The sequence below is a fragment of the Paenibacillus sp. JT31N17 genome (genome assembly GCF_056269255.1).
Window position 1 is genome coordinate 1,763,000 of the sequence record NZ_JBWDNP010000001.1, and the last position, 19,023, is coordinate 1,782,022.

At 48.2% G+C, this 19,023-nt stretch carries 11 protein-coding genes; 1 reads left to right on the plus strand and 10 read right to left on the minus strand.

The window, feature by feature from the left end:
• Nucleotides 1–7: 7 nt before the first annotated feature.
• From AC0YOB_RS07425 to AC0YOB_RS07465, 9 genes are all read right to left on the minus strand, one after another.
• On the minus strand, nt 8–991 hold the full coding sequence (locus AC0YOB_RS07425) for an ABC transporter permease (RefSeq protein WP_475792224.1): 984 nt from the start codon (nt 989–991) through the stop codon (nt 8–10).
• Nucleotides 992–1,123: 132 nt separating this feature from the next.
• Nucleotides 1,124–2,911: a cache domain-containing sensor histidine kinase gene (locus tag AC0YOB_RS07430; RefSeq protein ID WP_475792225.1), complete on the minus strand. Its 1,788-nt coding sequence runs from the start codon at nt 2,909–2,911 to the stop codon at nt 1,124–1,126.
• Nucleotides 2,908–4,476, minus strand: a complete 1,569-nt coding sequence (locus AC0YOB_RS07435; RefSeq protein ID WP_475792226.1) for a response regulator — start codon at nt 4,474–4,476, stop codon at nt 2,908–2,910. The genes AC0YOB_RS07430 and AC0YOB_RS07435 overlap by 4 nt, the downstream gene beginning before the upstream one ends.
• Before the next feature lie 213 nt (nt 4,477–4,689).
• Complete coding sequence (locus AC0YOB_RS07440) at nt 4,690–7,131, minus strand: glycoside hydrolase family 2 TIM barrel-domain containing protein (RefSeq protein ID WP_475792227.1); 2,442 nt, start codon at nt 7,129–7,131, stop codon at nt 4,690–4,692.
• A gap of 376 nt (nt 7,132–7,507) precedes the next feature.
• Nucleotides 7,508–10,522, minus strand: a complete 3,015-nt coding sequence (locus tag AC0YOB_RS07445) for a pectinesterase (protein ID WP_475792228.1) — start codon at nt 10,520–10,522, stop codon at nt 7,508–7,510.
• A 298-nt stretch (nt 10,523–10,820) separates the two neighbouring features.
• Nucleotides 10,821–12,440, minus strand: coding sequence for a hypothetical protein (locus AC0YOB_RS07450; protein WP_475792229.1), 1,620 nt, complete (start codon nt 12,438–12,440; stop codon nt 10,821–10,823).
• A 46-nt stretch (nt 12,441–12,486) separates the two neighbouring features.
• Nucleotides 12,487–14,112: a type 2 periplasmic-binding domain-containing protein gene (locus tag AC0YOB_RS07455; protein ID WP_475792230.1), complete on the minus strand. Its 1,626-nt coding sequence runs from the start codon at nt 14,110–14,112 to the stop codon at nt 12,487–12,489.
• Nucleotides 14,113–14,192: 80 nt separating this feature from the next.
• Nucleotides 14,193–15,089 (minus strand): carbohydrate ABC transporter permease, encoded by an 897-nt coding sequence (locus tag AC0YOB_RS07460; RefSeq protein WP_475792231.1) that lies wholly within the window; start codon nt 15,087–15,089, stop codon nt 14,193–14,195.
• Between the two features lie 11 nt (nt 15,090–15,100).
• The gene (locus AC0YOB_RS07465) at nt 15,101–15,982 is read right to left on the minus strand and encodes an ABC transporter permease (protein ID WP_475792340.1); all 882 of its coding nucleotides are present in this window, start codon (nt 15,980–15,982) and stop codon (nt 15,101–15,103) included.
• Nucleotides 15,983–16,699: 717 nt separating this feature from the next.
• Here AC0YOB_RS07465 and AC0YOB_RS07470 point away from each other — a divergent pair.
• Nucleotides 16,700–17,773, plus strand: coding sequence for a GntR family transcriptional regulator (locus tag AC0YOB_RS07470; protein ID WP_475792232.1), 1,074 nt, complete (start codon nt 16,700–16,702; stop codon nt 17,771–17,773).
• 73 nt (nt 17,774–17,846) lie between these two features.
• Here the strand turns inward: AC0YOB_RS07470 and AC0YOB_RS07475 are convergent, their stop codons facing one another.
• On the minus strand, nt 17,847–18,887 hold the full coding sequence (locus AC0YOB_RS07475) for a Gfo/Idh/MocA family protein (protein WP_475792233.1): 1,041 nt from the start codon (nt 18,885–18,887) through the stop codon (nt 17,847–17,849).
• Nucleotides 18,888–19,023 lie beyond the last annotated feature (136 nt).

A 19,023-nucleotide genomic window follows, 5' to 3' on the forward strand; every position in this document is an offset into this window, starting at 1 on the left:
CAGCCTCCTAGAACAGCGCATAATCCTTGTTCGCCTTTTTCACAATAGAATTCGTGATCAGAATCGTGATGAAGCACATAACGGATTGGTAGAAGCCCGCCGCCGATGCCATGCCGATATCCCCCGTGTTCACCAGCGCCCGGAATACGAACGTATCGATGATATCCGTTGCATCGAATAACGCACCGTTATTGCCGACCAGATTATAGAACAGCCCGAAATCTCCCCTGAAAATTTGACCGATGGCAAGCAAGGTAAGGATCATTATGGTTGGGAAGATGGATGGGATTGTTATATGGAACGTCCTCATAAAGATATTCGCTCCATCGATTTCGGCGCTTTCGTAGATTTGCTGATCGATTCCGACGATTGCGGCGAGATATATGACCGTACCGTAGCCGACAATTTTCCAGGCATTGAAGAAGACCAGGAGATACTTCCATAATTCCGGCGTGTTGTAGACATTGACAGGTTCCATGCCAATGCCTGTCAATATGCCGTTCAGGATGCCGTGCTCGAAGTTCAGCAAATTGTAAACGATCGAGGCTACAACGACCCATGAAATAAAGAAGGGTAAAAACATCGCCGACTGTAGCATTTTCTTATAGCGCTTACCGGCTATTTCGCTCAAAATGATGGCAAAGCCAACCTGGAGGATGATCGTCGAGAACATAAAAACGAGGTTATATAAAACCGTGTTGCGCGTAACCAGAAGAGCCTGCCCTGATTTAAAAAAGAATAAAAAGTTATCCAGTCCCACCCAGGGACTGTTAAAGATGCCCAAACGGTAGTCGAACTGTTTGAACGCCATCACCAAACCGATCATCGGGAAATAAGCGAACACAAGGATCAGGAGAAACGCCGGCAACAGCATCAATAGCAGCGTTTTGTCCTTTTTTAATGTTTTCCATATGCCCCAGCGTCTGTTGCGAGTTGACAACGCTTTCATATTTGAATTTTCATCTTGAGCAAACTGGGCTTTGTTATCCACCTCTTTCCCTCCAATGCTCTTAATGTCATGTAACTGCTACTATCGTAACAATGATACCAGAACGGGTAAATCGTATTATTCATTGAATAAGGGTAAATTCTTTCGGCATTGATTGTATATCCAGCCGTCTCGTCAGTATTCCGTCAAATCCAAGGAACGGACAGCTGGAATATGGATTTCAACCGTCGTTTCGACTCCCTCCACGCTTCGGAACACCAATCCGTACGCATCCCCGAAGCGCTGCGAAATACGCAGCTTAACGTTCTTCACCCCATACCCGCTTCCCGAGCCGCTTGATATCTCCCCCCTGGCAATCCCCAGCAGCTGTTCTTCTTTCATTCCGATGCCGTCGTCTTTGACGCAGATAATAAGGTCCGAGCCTTCTTTTCTCCCCGTCACCACTATCTCCCCCGTTCGGCTCGCCCGTTCCAGAATACCGTGATAAATCGCATTCTCTACAATCGGCTGCAGCGTGATTTTGGGAATGATATATGCCATCACATCTTCATGCACATCGATGCGGAATGAAATTTTGTTCTCGAACCGCATGTTCTGGATTTCCATATAGAAGGATATATGACTAAGCTCGTCACGAATCGTTATCATATCCTTCCCGTTATTCAGGCTGAGCTTGTAGAATCTGCTTAGCGCTTTAATGATGCGATGGATATCCTTCTGCATCCCCCTGGCAGCCATCCAATTGATCAGATCCAGTGTATTGTACAGAAAATGGGGATTGATCTGGGATTGTAAAGCCTTTAGTTCGGCATTCTTCACCTCCTGTCCCAATTTGAACTGCTCCTGGTTCATCTGCTCGATGCGGTGGATCATTAAATTGTAGGTGTGAACCAGTTCACCGATCTCGTCTTTACCCCCCATTCGGTTCAATGCGACCAAGCCGCCCTTCTCAATGTTCCGTAAACGTCTTATTAGTTGGGATATTCGCCGAGTAATTGAATGCGCGAGCCAGAAGGCGAACAGGTAAGCGATTGTCGCGATGGCAACGACCCAAAGATACAGATCGTATTTGAGCTTTGCGCTCCCGGAAACGATTTCCTGCAAGGGGATTGACGTGACCATTGCCCAGTGCGAGGACGGGATTGAATGATAAAGATAATAGCGGTCACCCCTATGAACCGATGCCGACTGGAATTCCGAATCCGGCACAGGCAGGTTTGGCAGGTGAATCAAATCGGTCTCGGAGACGGATGAGACAATAATCCGGTCGTCCGATGATACCAAATAGCTGACGCTATCCTTGACCACATTGGCACCGTTAAGAATCGTCTGGATTGTGGTGTTATCGATCTCAAGGCTTACGCGGGCAACCGGCAGCAAATAATTGTTGGAATGGCGAATGTAACGAGTCAGATAAATGTGTCCATCGCTGGTTCCCGTTTCATATTCCAATTCCGACGGGGTACACCAGAGATAGGCCATCTTCTCCGTTTTCATTTTTCGCAGGCATTCGGAGTCCGGTCCCGAGACCAGGGGGTAGAAGTTTTGATGATCCGAGGCATAAATAAGGTCATCCGGCACGTATAGAGCGACCCGTGACACATCTTTGTTCTGCAATGCGCGCAGAAATTGTTTCAATGAAGTATAATCATCCAACTGCCGGTTTACGGTGGATCGCGCCGAATCTTCCATCGCCTGGACGACCGGTCCATTGACCACGATTACATCCGTCGTTTCTGCCATTTTATCCAGCTTGTAGCTGAGGAATGAGAATGTCTGCTCGAATCCCTGCTTGGCCGAGTAATAAATATGCTGCTCCAGCAAGCCGGACATTTTATCCGAAGCAAGCCACTGAAACAGCCCGAGCGGGATGACGATCAGGACAAGATAGGATAGCAATATTTTGTGGCGCAGCTTCATGTCATACAAGAGTTTGTGATATAGGCTCCGCATAGGCTTCATATTAATCCTTCCCTGTATTCCGTAGGCGTCATGCCAACCATCTTGCGGAATACCTTGGCAAAATAATTGCTGTTGCTGTAGCCGACAAGCACAGCGATTTGCTGGATCGTCAGCTTGGAGTCAGACATGAGGGATTTGGCCTTATTAATGCGGTATTCAGTTAAATAACCGTTGATTGTTTGATTCGTGTGCAGCTTAAACAAGCTGCACAAGTATGCCGGAGTCAAAAAAGTATGTCCGCATATTTTTTGAATGGACAGCGCTTCATCCGCGTATGAAACCTGGATATAACGGATCACTTCCCTGACGATCCGCCTCGTTCCTTTCTGCTTTTGATACTCGTCGAAGTGCCGATGGAGCGTCTGCAGTGCGAAGTCGACGATGTCGTGAAGCGATACAAAGCGATTGAGAATGTCCCAATACAGCGAATGGTCCGTTTCTTGGCCGCACCACTTCTCATTGTCTTCAAAGAGTGGCGTAAGCAGCTTGAAGAAATAATACTTCGTCGATTCGACTGGCGTCTGGTCATGCAGGCTTAGATCGACCGCCAAGTCGACAAGAATTTGTTCTGCTTTGGATTGCTTCTCCAAGGCGATGCAATCCGCGAAAATACCAGGTACGGAAGGATCGAAGACCATCACGGGGGCCATTTCCGTCCGTGTTAACACGGAACCGCTTGCGTGGTAAAAAGAAGCAGGGAGCAGCGAGTTTGCTTGTTTATACGACTGGAAAATTTGCTCCATTTCACCGACTGGATCCCCGCAGGCAACGGTCAGATGGAGCTGCTCCGAATTCGCCGCAGACAGCAGTTCGGCAAAAGCCTCGAGCACACTTATGGAAATCGGTGACCGCATGTTTAACAGATGGCATACCATGGCCGAGCCATCCTTCAAAACGGACAGGCATTCGTAGCCTTTCCCGATGAAAAACGCCTCTGCCTCATGACTGATCCGCAAGCGTATCGACATCCATTCCGAATCCGTCCAGCCGCTTTGGCGGGGATCAAATCTCACGATGACCGTCCGAAAAAAACCTCGCCTCGGCAATGTAAGTCCAGCCATGCGCGCCCTGGCCAGGAGATGCTCAATATCGGATTTGCCGGTCATAAGCTGCGACGCAATTTCCGCCTTGATCAGCGGGATGCTCTCAAGCAGTGTACGGTTCAGCTCGGAAACACGCTGTTTGTTCAACTGTTCTTCCAGCCTGAGATTGACAGCCGTTTGCAGGGCTTCTTTCAGCTCGTCAAAATCGATCGGCTTTTCAATATAGTTAAGCGCTTTCAATTGTATGGCCGATTTTAAATATTCCTTGTCTGTAAATCCGCTCATGAATATGATTTTGCAGTCCGGCAGCAGGACCCGGACTCTGGCCGCAAATTCAATTCCGTCCATGAGCGGCATGCGCACGTCCGTCAAGATAATATCCGGCTGAAAGACGTCCAGCTTTTCGATTGCGGTGATTCCGGAGTCCGCCAGCTCGATCTGTTGAATAGACAGCCCGCCCTCGATACTTCCCGCGATTCCCTCTCTCGTCATTTTCTCATCGTCGACAACCAACAGCTTCAAGCTTCTCCCCCCTTTTTTGGAGAACTCAGGCTAACCTGCGAAACTTCTGCTGCGGACTGTAAATAACAACGCTTATACATAGAGAACACGCATATCATCCGTTATAAAGCGCTTGCATCATTTAATATAACGTTTTATATTCCAGGAGAAAAGGCGTAAATTCCGAATGCCCGCAATTTGACTGCCCTGCATATTCCATTCATTCCATTCGCTTTACTCCTGTTTTGCCTGAATAATCGTTTGCGCAGCCTTCAAACCCGCTGCTTCCACCCGTACTATGATCGATCCCGATTGAGAGTCGGACTGAACGATTGCCAGGCACATGCCGCCGTAAGTTGATCTGATATTCGATTTGAAGGACTCGTGGCTCTCCGGATTCCCGTTATCTGCCCCGATCAGGAGTCCCGCTCCTTCCACCGTGACAATTACCGGACAATCGGAGGTCCGCACAAGTTTGCCCTGATCGTCCACCAAACGGACCGTGACATGCGCGACATCCATACCGTCCGCCGAAATCTGGTCGCTGTCAGCTGCTGCTTCGATCCGTACCGGCTTGCCGGTCGTTGCCATCTCTGCAGCACAAACCTCTATGCCATCCCGGGTTCCGACAAATTCAAGCCGTCCCGGCTCGTAAGGAACGTCCCAGGTCAGGTGCAGATCCGAGGTTGTGGCATGAATGAAGTGCTTGTCGTAATGGCCGTACCGTTTTGTCATCCCTTGCAGAGGGAACTCGCAGCTCTTGACGCCGTATGATTTGCCGTTCACGAACAATTCGACTGTATCGCAATTCGTGTAACACAGAACCGGAATTACCTCTCCTTCGCAGCCCTCCCAGTTCCAATGGGGAAATGGATGTATCATCGGCTCCGCCGTCCATTGGCTTTGGTAGAAATAATAGCCGTCCTTTGGAAAACCGCACATGTCGAGGACGCCCGAGCTGCTGTTCTTGTTCGGCCAGCGCGCTTCGCCCAAATGATCGATTCCGGTCCACATGAAGTCGCCTGCCACGTAATCGTGCATTCGTGTAAATTTCCAAAGCCGTTCGGCACGGATCATGCCCGAATAATAGGGGGGATTTCGCCAAGGCGCAGCTTCATCCTTCCTCGTATCCGCCATAAGCGGCTGGCGCAAGCGATAATCCGCCCTTGTGCTGCGCACGGTTGAGTGTTCGCTTCCGATGATTTTCATCCTCGGATATTGGATCCTGTCTTCCGCATAGAGGGTTTCAGTCCGTCCGCGCCACCTGTTTACATAATTATAGCCCACCACATCCAGCAGTTCGAAGAACGATTCCGCTGCCGCGTTGATGTCCGCGCTGATATTATCGCAAGCTAACGTAACCGGACGGGTCGCGTCCTCCCTGCGGCATACCTCTATGAGCTTCTTCAGAATTTCGGGACCGACGGCTTGCGACTGCTCCGGTATTTCGTTGCCGACGCTCCATAGTATGACGGAAGGGTGATTACGATCCCGACGAAGCATGGAAGTCAAGTCGCGTTCCCACCATTCATCGAAATATTTATAATAGCCGAATGCCATCGATCCGCTCTTGGCCTTGGAATGCGTCCATTCGTCGAACGCTTCGTCCATGACGAAGAAGCCCATCCTGTCGCATAGATCCAGCAATTCGGACGAAGGAGGATTGTGGCTCATCCTGATGGCATTGCAGCCCATCTCCTTCAGCAGGCGGAGCCTTCTTTCCCAAACCCTGTCTGGAACGGCCGCACCGACGCAGCCGCCGTCATGATGCAGGCATACCCCGTTCAGCTTCACTCGTTGGCCATTGAGAATAAAGCCGCGATCGGCATCAAACGAAATGGAACGAAAACCGAAAGGCGTCGCGGTCTCATCTGTTAAGCGGTCACCGACCCATAAAGTCGATTTCAGCGTATACAGGTATGGATTAAGATCCGACCACAGCCTGGGATTATTTATCTGGAGCTCCAGGGTCATGTCATGCGTATCCCCGGCAAGAAAAGCACCTGTCTGCTTCGAAGCAAGGGTATTCCCATCCGCATCGGCGATTTCGGATCTCAGGCGTGCGTACTGACTCTCTCCGGGCTCATTTATAATTCTCGTGGTCACCTTAGCCACGGCCAAAGTCTCCGAAACGTCCGGGGTAGTTACACAGACACCCCAATGATCGATTCTCGCACGTCCGGCGCGGATCAGCCAAACATGCCGGTATATGCCCGAACCCGTGTACCAGCGCGAGTCCGGCTGTTCCGAATTATCAACTCGAACCGCCATCGTATTGCTGAGTCCATCCCAATGCAAGTAAGGCGTCAAATCATAATGAAAGCTGACATAGCCGTTCGGCCGTTTGCCCAGACAGCATCCGTTGATCCAAACCTCGCTGTTCATGTATACGCCGTCGAATCGGACGGAGACGTTATGCTCCTTCCAGTCCTCGGGAATAGAGAAGCGCTTTCGGTACCACCCGATCCCTGCGGGCAAATAAGCACCGTCGCCCCCTGCCGGGTGATCAATGGCGAATTCCCCTTCCACGCTCCAATCGTGGGGAAGATTCAACGTTCTCCAGCCTGTATCGGGAAAATCCTCCGTGGATGCTCCTTCCATATCGCCGAGTTGAAATTTCCAATTGTTGTCCATCCGTTCCGTAATCCGAACCGGCTTCGCCTGTTGTTCCATCATTATACGCTTTCCCTCCTTCATTCTTCTGAAATGGAAGATTCCCAGACATTCAAGTCTTCAATTAATCCCACATTTATGTCTGGAAGCTATCTCATTTAAATCATAACATTCACCCCATTTCCATGTAATAGCGCTTTCTTCTCATTATGGGTAATATTATCTCTTAAGACGGCCGCCCATATCGATACCGGCAACAAGCAAGAGTCACGGTATTTCGATCATGCCTTATTCATGTATATCTTGTCCCCAGCCAGTTGTAGAACAACTTAAAAAGACTGCTCCCCGGCTCACGTATCGGGAAGCAGTCGCTGCTGGAAGCTTCTTCAAGGATATTGGTTTGCTAGTTTTTCAGGCACGCAAGCCGTTACGGGAAGCATCACTTTCCTGGTGCCCCGAGCGTCCTGACCACTACGGAATTGGAAGGTTCCGATTCTCCGCTGGCGCTTTTGCCTTTGATATAGTACGTGTACTCCACTCCTGGTTTGACGGTGCGGTCGTAATACGTATCTACCTTGGCATACCCCACGTATTGAGCCGATTCTCCTTCGGATTCCCTGAAAATATTGTATTGGGTCGCTGCGCCATGAGACGTCCATACAAGTCCGACGAATGTTTTACCCTTCAAACCGACAAAGAGATTCGAAGGCTTGGCGGGCAAGGGCATGGCGATATCAAGTTCATCGGACGGAGCCGACTCGCCCATCTCGTTCTCCGCTGTCACCTTGTAGCTGTAACCTGTATGGTCCACGCTAACGCTATCGTCGATATAACGGGGTGAAACCGTGCTGTCTATTCGGACAAACTCGTTCTCGCCATTTCCTTTCCTATAAATATTATAACCTTCAACATCGTCAACCGGTTTCCATGCAATTGCCAATGAGGAGGTCGTAATATCGCCGGCAGACAAGCCTGCAGGCACTTGCGGAATCGCCACCGGCGGATTCGTCGTCGTGCTGACGCTATCGGACGCTGCGGATTCTCCGCCAGGCGCCGTCGTGGAAACTTTATAGTAATACGTCATAGAAGGGCTCACCGTCTTATCGGTATATGCCGTGGTTGAAACACTGCCTAAATTGTGATACGCACCCTCCGGGGAATCTGCCCTGTGAATCACATAGCTGACGGCGCCGTCAACAGGTGTCCATTCAAGCGCTACGGAGATACTCTTTGCCGCTGTAATCTTTAGTCCTGCCGGCGCTTGCGGGAGCGGCTTCGTTGCATCGTATGCCAATACTTCCACCGATGTGGAGTGCGGGGATTCGCCTCCGGCATTTAGGCCGGACACTTTATAATGATAGGCAACTCCCATCATAGCGGCAGTGTCCTTGTACTCTGTAGTATCGGAATGACCAATGACTTTAAAGTAAGGATCTATTGACGTGGAACTGTAGATCAGATATGCGTCCGCTCCGCTTACGGGCTCCCAGTGGAGTGAAACCTCAGGGCCGTCCGTCAGCTGCCCATTCAATCCCGAGGGCGATTCCGCAGGAGGAGCCGCTTCCGGATTTGCCGGTTTCAGGATGACGAAGTAGTTCATGCTGGAGGTGCTGTTATTGGCCCCCATTGTAACGTAAGAGCCAGCTGTATAATGCTTCTTGTAGAGCTTGAACTGCACCGGTTGGTCATCTGCGATGATCAGCGCCGTATCTTCGTAGGAGGATGTCAGCCATGGCGGCCGGGTCGTTATCCTTGAATCGTGGGCGACATATACATCTGCATCGGCTGCCAAATAGAAGGAGAGCAAATCGTCGCTCGTGGCGCTTCTGGAACCCACCGCCGACCGGATCCATTCCATGCCCTTCAATTCATTAGGGATGGTAACGAATTTATACACACTGCTGCCGGTCAATCGGTCCCCAGCCACGAAGTCTCCCGTCTGCAGATTCTCTTCTACCGACCAGTTGGCCGCATTGCCGCTTCCGTTGCTGCTGTTATCTCTGACGACAACGCTCCTGACCGCTTCCCCGTCCAAACTGGGCACCGGCTCTGATTCAGGCTCCGTCGTTGGTTCGACTGGCGGGATGAATGGCGTTCCTGACCATGCCGGCGGGGCTTCAGGGTATTTTGCGGGGAAGCCCGGCGCCGCCAGTTTATTCAGGTAATCCTCGAGGTTCGTGTAGCCGTCTTTGTTCCTGTCGCCGTTTCGGTCCTCCGGATTGTTCGGATTCAGTCCTTTCGCCTTTTCCCATGCATCGGGCATCCCGTCAAGGTCCGTGTCGCGGGGGGCTCTTCCTTGTGCCAGATGCGGAAACCCTCCGACGTCGTTCTCATGACCGATAATGACGCCGGTTTGCTTCCGTACGCTGTTGATCACCCGCTGATCCACCTTGTCCCGGACGAGCGACGCACCGGAGTGATCCAGAATATAATCGTATGCGACCTCTGGATCCTGCATATGAACCGGAGGATATTCGAAACGCCCCGGAACCACGACGCTGGGCTTTTCAGCCTCCATCATCCCGGTCCCTGTATCCGTTCCATCGAGAATGCCGTTTTTGTTGCTGTCAATGCGGTTGTTTTCAAGGTACAGGCTATAATTCTCGTTTCCGCGCACAACCGCATATTGGGGGCTTGCCGAGTTAACGCCTGCAATAAAATAATTTCCAGCCACATTTCCATAGCCTTTGGTGCCGGATTCACCGCCGGCTACATAGGGGTAACCGCCCCAGTTGTAGATAATATTGTTCACGAAATCGATCTGGCCCTTCGTTTTGGGATTGCGGTCGTTGTTATGGGCATAGAGGTTATGATGCATGGTGATCGTATTCATTTCGATTAACCCGCCCATGGAGTGGGTGAGAAGCCCTTCTGAAATGATCGACCACTGCACTGTAATATTTTTGGATTTAGGATTATCGTAATCCTTGCTCTTGATGGATAACACTTCATCAGTCCCCCATGAGAACGAGGAGTGATCGATGATCACGTTCTGGCAATCTTCGAAATACATCGTATCGTCATTAAAATTCTGAACGCCCATGCGGAAGCGCAAATATCGAATGACGATATCGCTGCAATTGATAAAGCGAATATTGTTGCCCCGGATGGTCACTCCGTCCCTCGGCGCGGTCTGACCAGCAATGGTGATCCTGGATTTGTCACTTACTACGATCTGGGGGATCGTAATTTCGCCCGAAATATCAAATACGATGGTTCGCGGTGCCGTTCCGGCGGTCATGAGCGCATCATGGAACGTCCCCGGACCGGTAAGCTCGTAGCTGGTCACGTGGTATACTTCGCCTCCGCGGCCCCCTGCTGCGGAATAACCGAAGCCTTCTGCCCCCGGAAATGCCGATATCGCATCATAGCTCGCTTTTGCAGTTGGAATAGGTGGCTGGAATAAAGAAAGACCAAGGACAATACATAAAACGATTGCTAACCATCTTTTCATGCTGAACCTCCTGTTTTCGATTTTATTTCCTTCTATACCCACCGGATTGGCCGCAACCTGCTTACAACACTGTGGTTGCGATTGCTTCTTTTCCCGCTATTCACCTCCTTTATCTGCATGTACCGCCATCTTACCCGCGCAGTGCCGCCACATTCAATGGTTCAATCCTCCAATCCATGCACAATAACGGGATTTCGCGCGCATATGACGGTTGAACCACAATAAAAAGCAGAAAACCTGCATCCGAATATCGGCTGCAGGTCTTCAAAGGATTACCGATCCATACACCATACCTCCCTCAGGCAGTTCCTTGAACGGATGGAAGGCCTAGTGCCGGATTAGTCAAGTCAAGTTTATACATCACCTGATTATAGTTGTAGCGCGGCGTCGCAACATGATCCGTGAATGTATTCGTATAGGTCGCCTCGAAGTAAATGACGCGGCCGCCGTCTTCGAAGAAGAACTTATGCTGAGCCGGGTTATAGAACGTGTAATTGTTATGTGTAATGATTTTTTTGGCCGTTGTCCAAGGACCCTGCGGCGAAGCCGCCTCCGCGTACCAAAGCTCCCCGAGAACCGATGTTTTCCCCAGAGTCTGCTGTCCAATCATCACATAGCGCTGCCGGTATTCGTTCCACTCGACAGAGCTTTGGGCCAGCGCAATTTCGTCACCGGTATCGGCATCTTTCAATTGATAGTAGCGCTGATCTTCCGCTTTGATCAGACCGAGATTAATCAGCTCCTTCTCCTGATCCTGGCTGACCGGAGGGGTGTTCTTTTTCCAGGCCCAAACGAGCTTGCCGTTCAAGTCGCGTTCGAGCGGCGTATTAGCCCCGTCATAGGTCGATCCCGGCACCAGGCACGTAAACGACTCGTATTCGGTATAGTCAATAATGGCGTCATAACTGGCGGCAACGCGCAAATTCGGAATCCGGTGCTCGGTAAAGAGCCAATAGCCCTTGCCGTTCTCCTCGTAATAGGTCGCCTGGCCGCCCGGATGGCGCCAGTCGTCCTTGGAGGGGAACTGGACGACCTGCTCGAATTGCTCTGTCAGATCGTTAAAGACGAGAATGCCGCGCGCGGTCAAATCTGGATTTAGCGTGCTGTAGCCTGTGAGGAGGCGTTCTTTTCCCGTGCTGTCCTTGGCCGTCATCAGTCCGAAAATCCAAGCCATGTTCGCCCCATCGGGAAGAGAAGGCACCATGCTTTTCACAAAACCGTCCTCATTGGTGAAATAGTGCAGATCAACGCCGACATCCGGGTCCAGTCCGCCTTTTTGCGGCAGCTTTGACGTCGCGCCCGTCGTGCGGAAATTCCCCAGCGGGTAGGCCGGTCTGTCCGTATCCCCCCAGAACCAGTACAGCTTATTGTTATACTCGATCGTTTGCACGGAATCCTGGCCCATGACCAGACCGTTGATAACCGGCTCTTGAATCGGCGCGTTCAAGCCGAGCAGCAAACTGTCGCGGTATATGCCCTGTCCGGTAACCCGGTACAACCGCTCGGCAATATTGACCCGGTTCATCTTCAGCGTGACGCTCCCGCCGGGCTTTACGTCGACGGCCTGGCCGCGGTAACCGAACATGTCGGTTGGCACCTCGTAGCCGTCACTGGACATGTGAAAGAATACTTGCTGATCCATAAGGCCCGGTTCATCAAACGCCACGATACCGGCGCTGTCCGTGTAATATAGGATGTTATTGGTTGTCTTCAACTCCACGAGCGGAATGCCGCGGCCCGTCCCGGCATCGACGACCTTAATCATGAACGGCGCCTTTTTCTTTTGGACCATGCTGCCTGCCTCCTGCTTGGCGCTGCTGTCCGCTGCCTGCGCCGACGTCGTAACGCCAGGCGCCATCATGACCATCAGCATGGCGCATGCCCATAATCCTGCATTCTTCCCCGGCTTCAATTTCATCTCTCGTTACCTCCCGACTGTTGTCGATTTGTGATGGTTACTCCAATTATTTGGATAGGACTCTTTGCGCAGCATCGTTATATATCTTTAACACTTTATCGATATCTCCCATATTTTTAACCTGGTCTATAAATTTGGGCCAGTTATCAAAGCTCTGCTTGCCGGCAACAAACTTCGCCTGCTCTTCAGTAACAAAGGTTTTTACCGGGTTCATAATCTCGGATATTTCCTGGCTTTCGTCCGGTGTAAATTGAATGGCCGGCTCCGTATACCAGGATGGAACATAATCATTATTGGGCATAGGTAAATTTCTTAAATACGGCGACTTTTCAATGGGTACTTCTTCATATTTGTTATCAAAAACAGTATAATCAGTTGCCGCGAAATCCACGAATGCTTTTGAATCGTTTACCATTTGTAAACCAGGATTATATTTTTTGCTTGCCCTGATACCGTATTTATCTCCTTCCACCCATGGGTCGGCTGCCGTTTTAAAGGAATCCACAAAGGTCGGGTTGCCGTCTTCTCCGATTTTATAGGTGGTGCCCTCGATTCCCCAAGTAACGAGCCTCATATTTTCATCGGAATATTGCAAATCGATAAGCTTAATCAGCTCTTCAGGATTTTTGGTTTTCGAACTGATACAGAAGGTAGCCCAACCTAAATCCGGTGTATTTCCATTAGCAACCTCCTGCCAGGCTGTACCGTACTTTGGATTATCCGGATACAATGAAACGGCAAATGTTTTACCGTCATTAGCCGTTCTGGTATAATCGCCCGGTTCTGTAAACCACTGCGTTAACCACATAAAGGTATCTCCGTTTAAAGCCTTTTTCTTGATCGTATCGTCTGTATCGATTGTATATTCAGGATCCAGCAGCTTTTCTGCATAAAGCTTATTGGCGAATTGAATTGCGTCTTGATATCCTTCATCAAAAATGCCATACACATATTTGCTTCCATCCCAGAAAATATCATCCTTCACGTGGTTGGCAGAGAAAAGCGATCTTAAGCTGTTCCATTTTGTATCAACAGGATATTTATCCGGGTAGAGCTGTTTGAGTTTTATTGCCGCGTCATAGAATTCATCAAGCGTTTGCGGGATTTTTATATTATTTGCCTGAAATATATCATATCTGTATGCAGATACATTCTGAATCAACATTCCTTTATCCAAAGGAAAACGGGGCGTAGATGTTTCTTTGAAAGAATACATTTCACCTTCGGAATTTGTTACTCGTGCCATGCCATTTTTAACCTTGCTGAGATAATTCATATAGTTAGGCATATCATCCTTGTATTGACTTAACTCAAGAATCTGGCCCTGCTTGGCCATATCCGTAATATCATAGAATAAAGGAGTCACGAAGAAATCTGTCATATCATCACTTGCAATCATGAGTTTAACTTTTTCATCATATTCGGATGCAGGAATATAATTAAACGTTATATTCAGTTTTTTGCCCAGCTTTGCTTCCATCTGCTTCTTCCATTCTTTTCCGACCAAACTATTCTCGTTATCCACCCCATTCGAACTTAGAGTCACAGAAAAAGATAAGGTATCACTTTCATTCGAATCATCTGAAGCTTCATTTGTGTTGGTGCAGGCCGATGCGGAAAAGGCGAGCAAACAAATCATGATCAGGCTGAGCTTTTTTGCCTTTTTAATCACCCAAATTCCTCCCTATGAATATATTTTTTATGATAAGACGTAAAAGAGAATCTTTTACATCAAATCCTTGATCCCTTTCATTAGCCCTTAATCGCTCCGACCAATACACCCTTTGTAAAGTGCTTTTGAAAAAATGGGTAAATGACCATAATGGGGAACATGGTAATAATGATTACACTCATTCTTATTGCCTTGGGATCGAGGGCAGTTCCTGATGAATTAATGGCAATATTACCAGCCCCTACTCTTCCTTGAATAGCACTTGTATCCATGGTGAACAGATAGTTTCTTAGAATCATCTGCAATGGATACTTGTCCTGATCCTTGAGGTAGATTAAAGCTTCAAACCAGCTGTTCCAGCTTCCTACTAAACCAAACAAAGCAAAAGTTGCAAGAAGGGCTTTCGATAAAGGTAAAATAATTCTAAATAGAACCACAAAATCATTTGCTCCATCGATGACCGCGGATTCTTTCAACTCTGCCGGAACATTTAAAAAGAAAATTCTAAATAAAAACACATTGTATGCTCCAACCGCGCCGGGAAGTATCATAACCCAAACCGTATTTAACAAATGCATACTGCGCATAAGCAAGTAGGTAGGGATTAAGCCTCCACTGAAAAACATCGTGATCATGAGAAATATGGTAATGAATTTTTTTCCCGCAAATCCTGGAACCGTGAGCGGATAAGCCAATAAGGATGTAAACAACAACATGATGCCGGTCGAACCAACTGCGTAAAGGATAGAATTCATATACCCCTTATAAATAAGCGCGTCGTGAAATACATCTACATATGCCTGTATAGTGAAACCTCTCGGCCAAATCGTAAGGCTTCCCGAGGATATGTACCGTGCACTGCTCAGGGATGTAGCTATAATGTTCAATATGGGGTATAGCACAACGACAAGAATCAATATCATAATGAAAATATTAATCGCATCAAACGTTCTGGAACCCAAACTGACTTTTCTCAATGTTCTCCCCCCTAAAACAAACTCGTTTCTGAAGCCTTGCGGCTAACCCAATTTGAGATATAAAGAATGATAAAGGATATAACGGACATGAATAATCCGATTGCAGTGGTATACTCATATCTTGCACCTAAAATTCCTTGTCGATATACATAGGATCCGATCACGTCAGCCACACTGTAAGTTTCGGGTGAATAAAGCAGAATAATTTTCTGGAAATCCGTTCCCAGTATTCCGCCCAAGGCGAATATGAGTAATATGATTGTTGTCGGCCTAATTGACGGCCAAGTGATGTGCACGAGTTTTTTCCATCTGCCGGCACCATCCACTTCAGCAACATCATAAAAGGTAGGGTCTATCCCGCTCAAAGCGGCAAGATAGATTATGGTTCCAAAACCAACGCCCTGCCATATGCCTGAAGAAATGAATATTGTTCTGAAATAGCCCGGTTCCAGGAGAAACATGATCGGGCTTCCGCCAAAATATGTAATGATATGATTAAAGAGACCATCTCTTGCAGTAAAATCCTTAAGCATTCCAGCAACGATTACAACAGATATAAAATGAGGAAAGTAAGAAACCGTCTGTACAATCTTTTTAAAATGCTTGTTTCTTAGTTCGTTAAATAATAATGCAAGTATAATTGGTGCAGGAAATGACCAGAGCAACGTATACAGACCCAAAAGCAATGTGTTTTTTAAAACTCTGAATGCCATCGGGTCATGAAAAAAAGTGTTAAAATATTTAAATCCGATCCAGGGACTTCCTATGATCCCTTTTGAAGCGCTGAAATCCTTAAACGCTATGGTTATCCCATACATCGGAAAGTAACTGAATATGAGTACCGTTAGAAAACCAGGCAGCACCATCAGGTAAAGGTATCGGTGTTTCCACATTTTTGACCATCGAATTTTATTGGTTGTTTCCAAAAAAAACACCCCTTTTACTTTTTGCTTCGTGTCATCATTTGCTACCCCGTCAGTCCCGCAATTGGAAGCGCATTCAAATTTCGGCTTAAACAAGTTTGCCTTTAACATCGCATACTAACTGCATTACAACTAGAGCAATGATTAAACATTCCCTTCGCAGATGCCAATAGACATGAGCCGAATAAGCTTGCAAACTCGAATCTTGTGCGCTTCTGCCAACGTTTAAACGCTTCCAATATAGACATGCAGCGTGTTTGCCGAAGCTCCATCCATACGGCTTTGCACTTCCGTTAGTTATACGAAAATGCCGGTTTCTCCATGCCCTATTCCTTGGCTTATTATGCTAAGCGAAGAATAACACATACTATTTTATGCGTCAATATGGATTTTTTTAATTTAATATCAAAAGTTAGTATACTTAATTTTCTACTGCGTGATCATCCGCTCACGCCCCATGGGCTGGAAGCTGGGGAACAGCCGGTTTGATGAAATGAAACACGCCGGGAATATAGGATTGACGGGTGATCGCTATCCTTAATCTGTGTCAACTCAAGCGCTGAAATGCTTGTCTGGCCAGGAAGGGCTATTTGCCGATGGAAGTCGAGTGGGTTAGAATAAGTTAGTATACATTCTATTATAAAGTGCGTTATAATTGAACATATGTCCAATAAGAGGAGAGCTTACATGAGCAAGAAAGATTCGATATTGCCAAAGTATCAGCTGGTAAAGGATTATGTGCTTTTACAAATAGAGAAAAATGAGCTCGGCAAGGATGATCGAATTCCTAGCGAATCGGAGTTTTCCAAACTGCTCGATGTTAGCTCGATTACGGTGCGAAAAGCGTTGACGGAGCTGGTCAATGAAGGGGTCATTTATCGGGTGAGGGGAAAAGGGAGCTTTGTCGCGAATCAGGAGGCTTCTGTCAATAAAACGTCCAATTACGTTACCTTTATTATTTCCGGCAACGAAATGTATGACAGTTCCTATATGCAGATCATTAAAGGAGTTCAGTCCTTCTTGAACCAGCAGGGCTGCAAGCTCATTATTGAATTTGTGGAGAATGATGTTGAGCAGGAACGGGAACTCATTCTGAAACTGATTCAATCAGAGAACCGGGGGCTGCTTATTTATTCAGCCAACCCCGACGCAGCAAAAGAGTATCTCAACGAAATTCGCAAAAAATCAATACCGTTTGTCATGCTCGACCGTTTTCCGTCCGGATATCCGGTCAACTGTATTACATGCAACAACCATGACGGCGCATATGCAGCTGTTGAGTATTTGATAGCCCAAGGCCACCAAAATATCGGATTTGCCGCTTATGATTTTCATCTGAGTACGGAGAACGAACGGTACAACGGGTACCGCAATGCCATGGTAAACGCCTCACGTACTCCAGATGACGATATTTTATATCTTCAGCGGGATCTGGACTATTCCAAGCTGTTGAGACAAATTCAAAAAGGTGAGCTTACCGCTCTCTTTTGCGTGAACGACAGACGGGCTCTCGAAGTGATTGAGCAGCTTACGCTGCAAGGCGTCAAAATACCGGAGCAACTATCCATCATGGGCTTCGATGACATTGAAAGCTCCAAATTCGCCAAAGTATCCTTGAGCACCGTCAAGCAGCATTTCGACGTGCTTGGTTATGAAGGCACAAAACTTCTCTTCGAGAGCATCAACAATACCTCGCAAGGTTACAAAAAAGTATTACTGTCCACCAATCTTGTCATTCGAAAATCGATCAGTACAATTTAACGCCGCCGATATCCTCATTTCAGCTTTCGAATCCATTAAGCCGGCAGCCTTCGAGCGGTTTTATGGAGCTGGTTCACCGGTTCGCATCGGCGGCAAACCGCTCCACAATACTGTCCTCGAACCGATGTGGCAATTCAACCTTGCCGCCGTATTCAGCAGTATGGTAGATGGCCATAATGACTTGATACGACAGTATCGCATGAGCCAAATCGCAGATGTGACCGGCTTGCGGATTCGCCACGTATCGGGGAATGGAATTGACATAATCGATCAAAGCATCCATGTAACTGTCTTCCCAACTCGACTTTTCGATCGTATGCTCGCCCGTTATGTAATTTCTCACTTCCAGCGATTGATTAAGTGCGATATTCAGGTGCCCTTCTGTGCCGTATACATCCACTCCGATATGATAGAACGGGTTCGTTTCACCTTTGAGCGACCGCGCAAATGCGCCGCATTCAATCGTAGCCCGCACGCCGTTGGCAAACAAAATCGAGGCCATCGCCTCGTCCGGCGCGACGATCGAAGAGCTGTCCTTGCCCTCATACGGACCGGTTTGTCCCATCACCCAGCGGACGGGACTAAAATCATTAAAGTACATTACCATATCAATCAGATGCGAGCCCTGCTCCATTATGTTGACCTTGGTGGAAGCGCGAATAAACTCGATCTCTCCGATCGCGCCATCACGCAGCAATTGCTGCGCCTTGCGCCATGCCGGCAAATATTTATGCTGATGATTGACCAGCACCATCTTGCCGTATGTATTGCAAAGTTCCTCGATTTCGCAGGCTTCCGACGGGGTTAGCGCCAGCGGCTTTTCAATATTGATCAGCTTAACGCCAGGAAACCGGACGGCCACCTTTATCAATTCCAGACGAGCGTCGGCACTGCTGACAATGTCTACGATATCGGGGCTCGTCTCTTGCAGCAATTTGGCCAAATCCAACGAACGGGTTGCAATCTGATAGCGGTCAGCCAGTTTATTCAATCTCTCTGTATTCGAGTGTCCGCAAATCCCGACAAGTTCGATACCGTCGCTTGCTTGATATGCCCTGGCATGAGCATCGGCCCAGCCTTTCGTTCCGACAAGTACGACTTTCAATTTCATCATTGTTTCCCCTCGCAAATTATTTATCATTAGTGCGTGTCTATCGATCGTTATGATCCCGAATGCCATCAGCCTGAGTGGAGATATTCCACTCAGGCTGGATTTGACTTTCGCAAGTCACGACGAATCAGTCAATCAT

Coding starts and splice junctions, on each gene's coding strand:
- AC0YOB_RS07430 (WP_475792225.1), bottom strand. CDS start 2,911: ATGAAGCCTATGCGGAGCCTATATCACAAACTCTTGTATGACATGAAG.
- AC0YOB_RS07440 (WP_475792227.1), bottom strand. CDS start 7,131: ATGATGGAACAACAGGCGAAGCCGGTTCGGATTACGGAACGGATGGAC.
- AC0YOB_RS07445 (WP_475792228.1), bottom strand. CDS start 10,522: ATGAAAAGATGGTTAGCAATCGTTTTATGTATTGTCCTTGGTCTTTCT.
- AC0YOB_RS07450 (WP_475792229.1), bottom strand. CDS start 12,440: ATGAAATTGAAGCCGGGGAAGAATGCAGGATTATGGGCATGCGCCATG.
- AC0YOB_RS07465 (WP_475792340.1), bottom strand. CDS start 15,982: ATGTGGAAACACCGATACCTTTACCTGATGGTGCTGCCTGGTTTTCTA.
- AC0YOB_RS07470 (WP_475792232.1), top strand. CDS start 16,700: ATGAGCAAGAAAGATTCGATATTGCCAAAGTATCAGCTGGTAAAGGAT.
- AC0YOB_RS07475 (WP_475792233.1), bottom strand. CDS start 18,887: ATGATGAAATTGAAAGTCGTACTTGTCGGAACGAAAGGCTGGGCCGAT.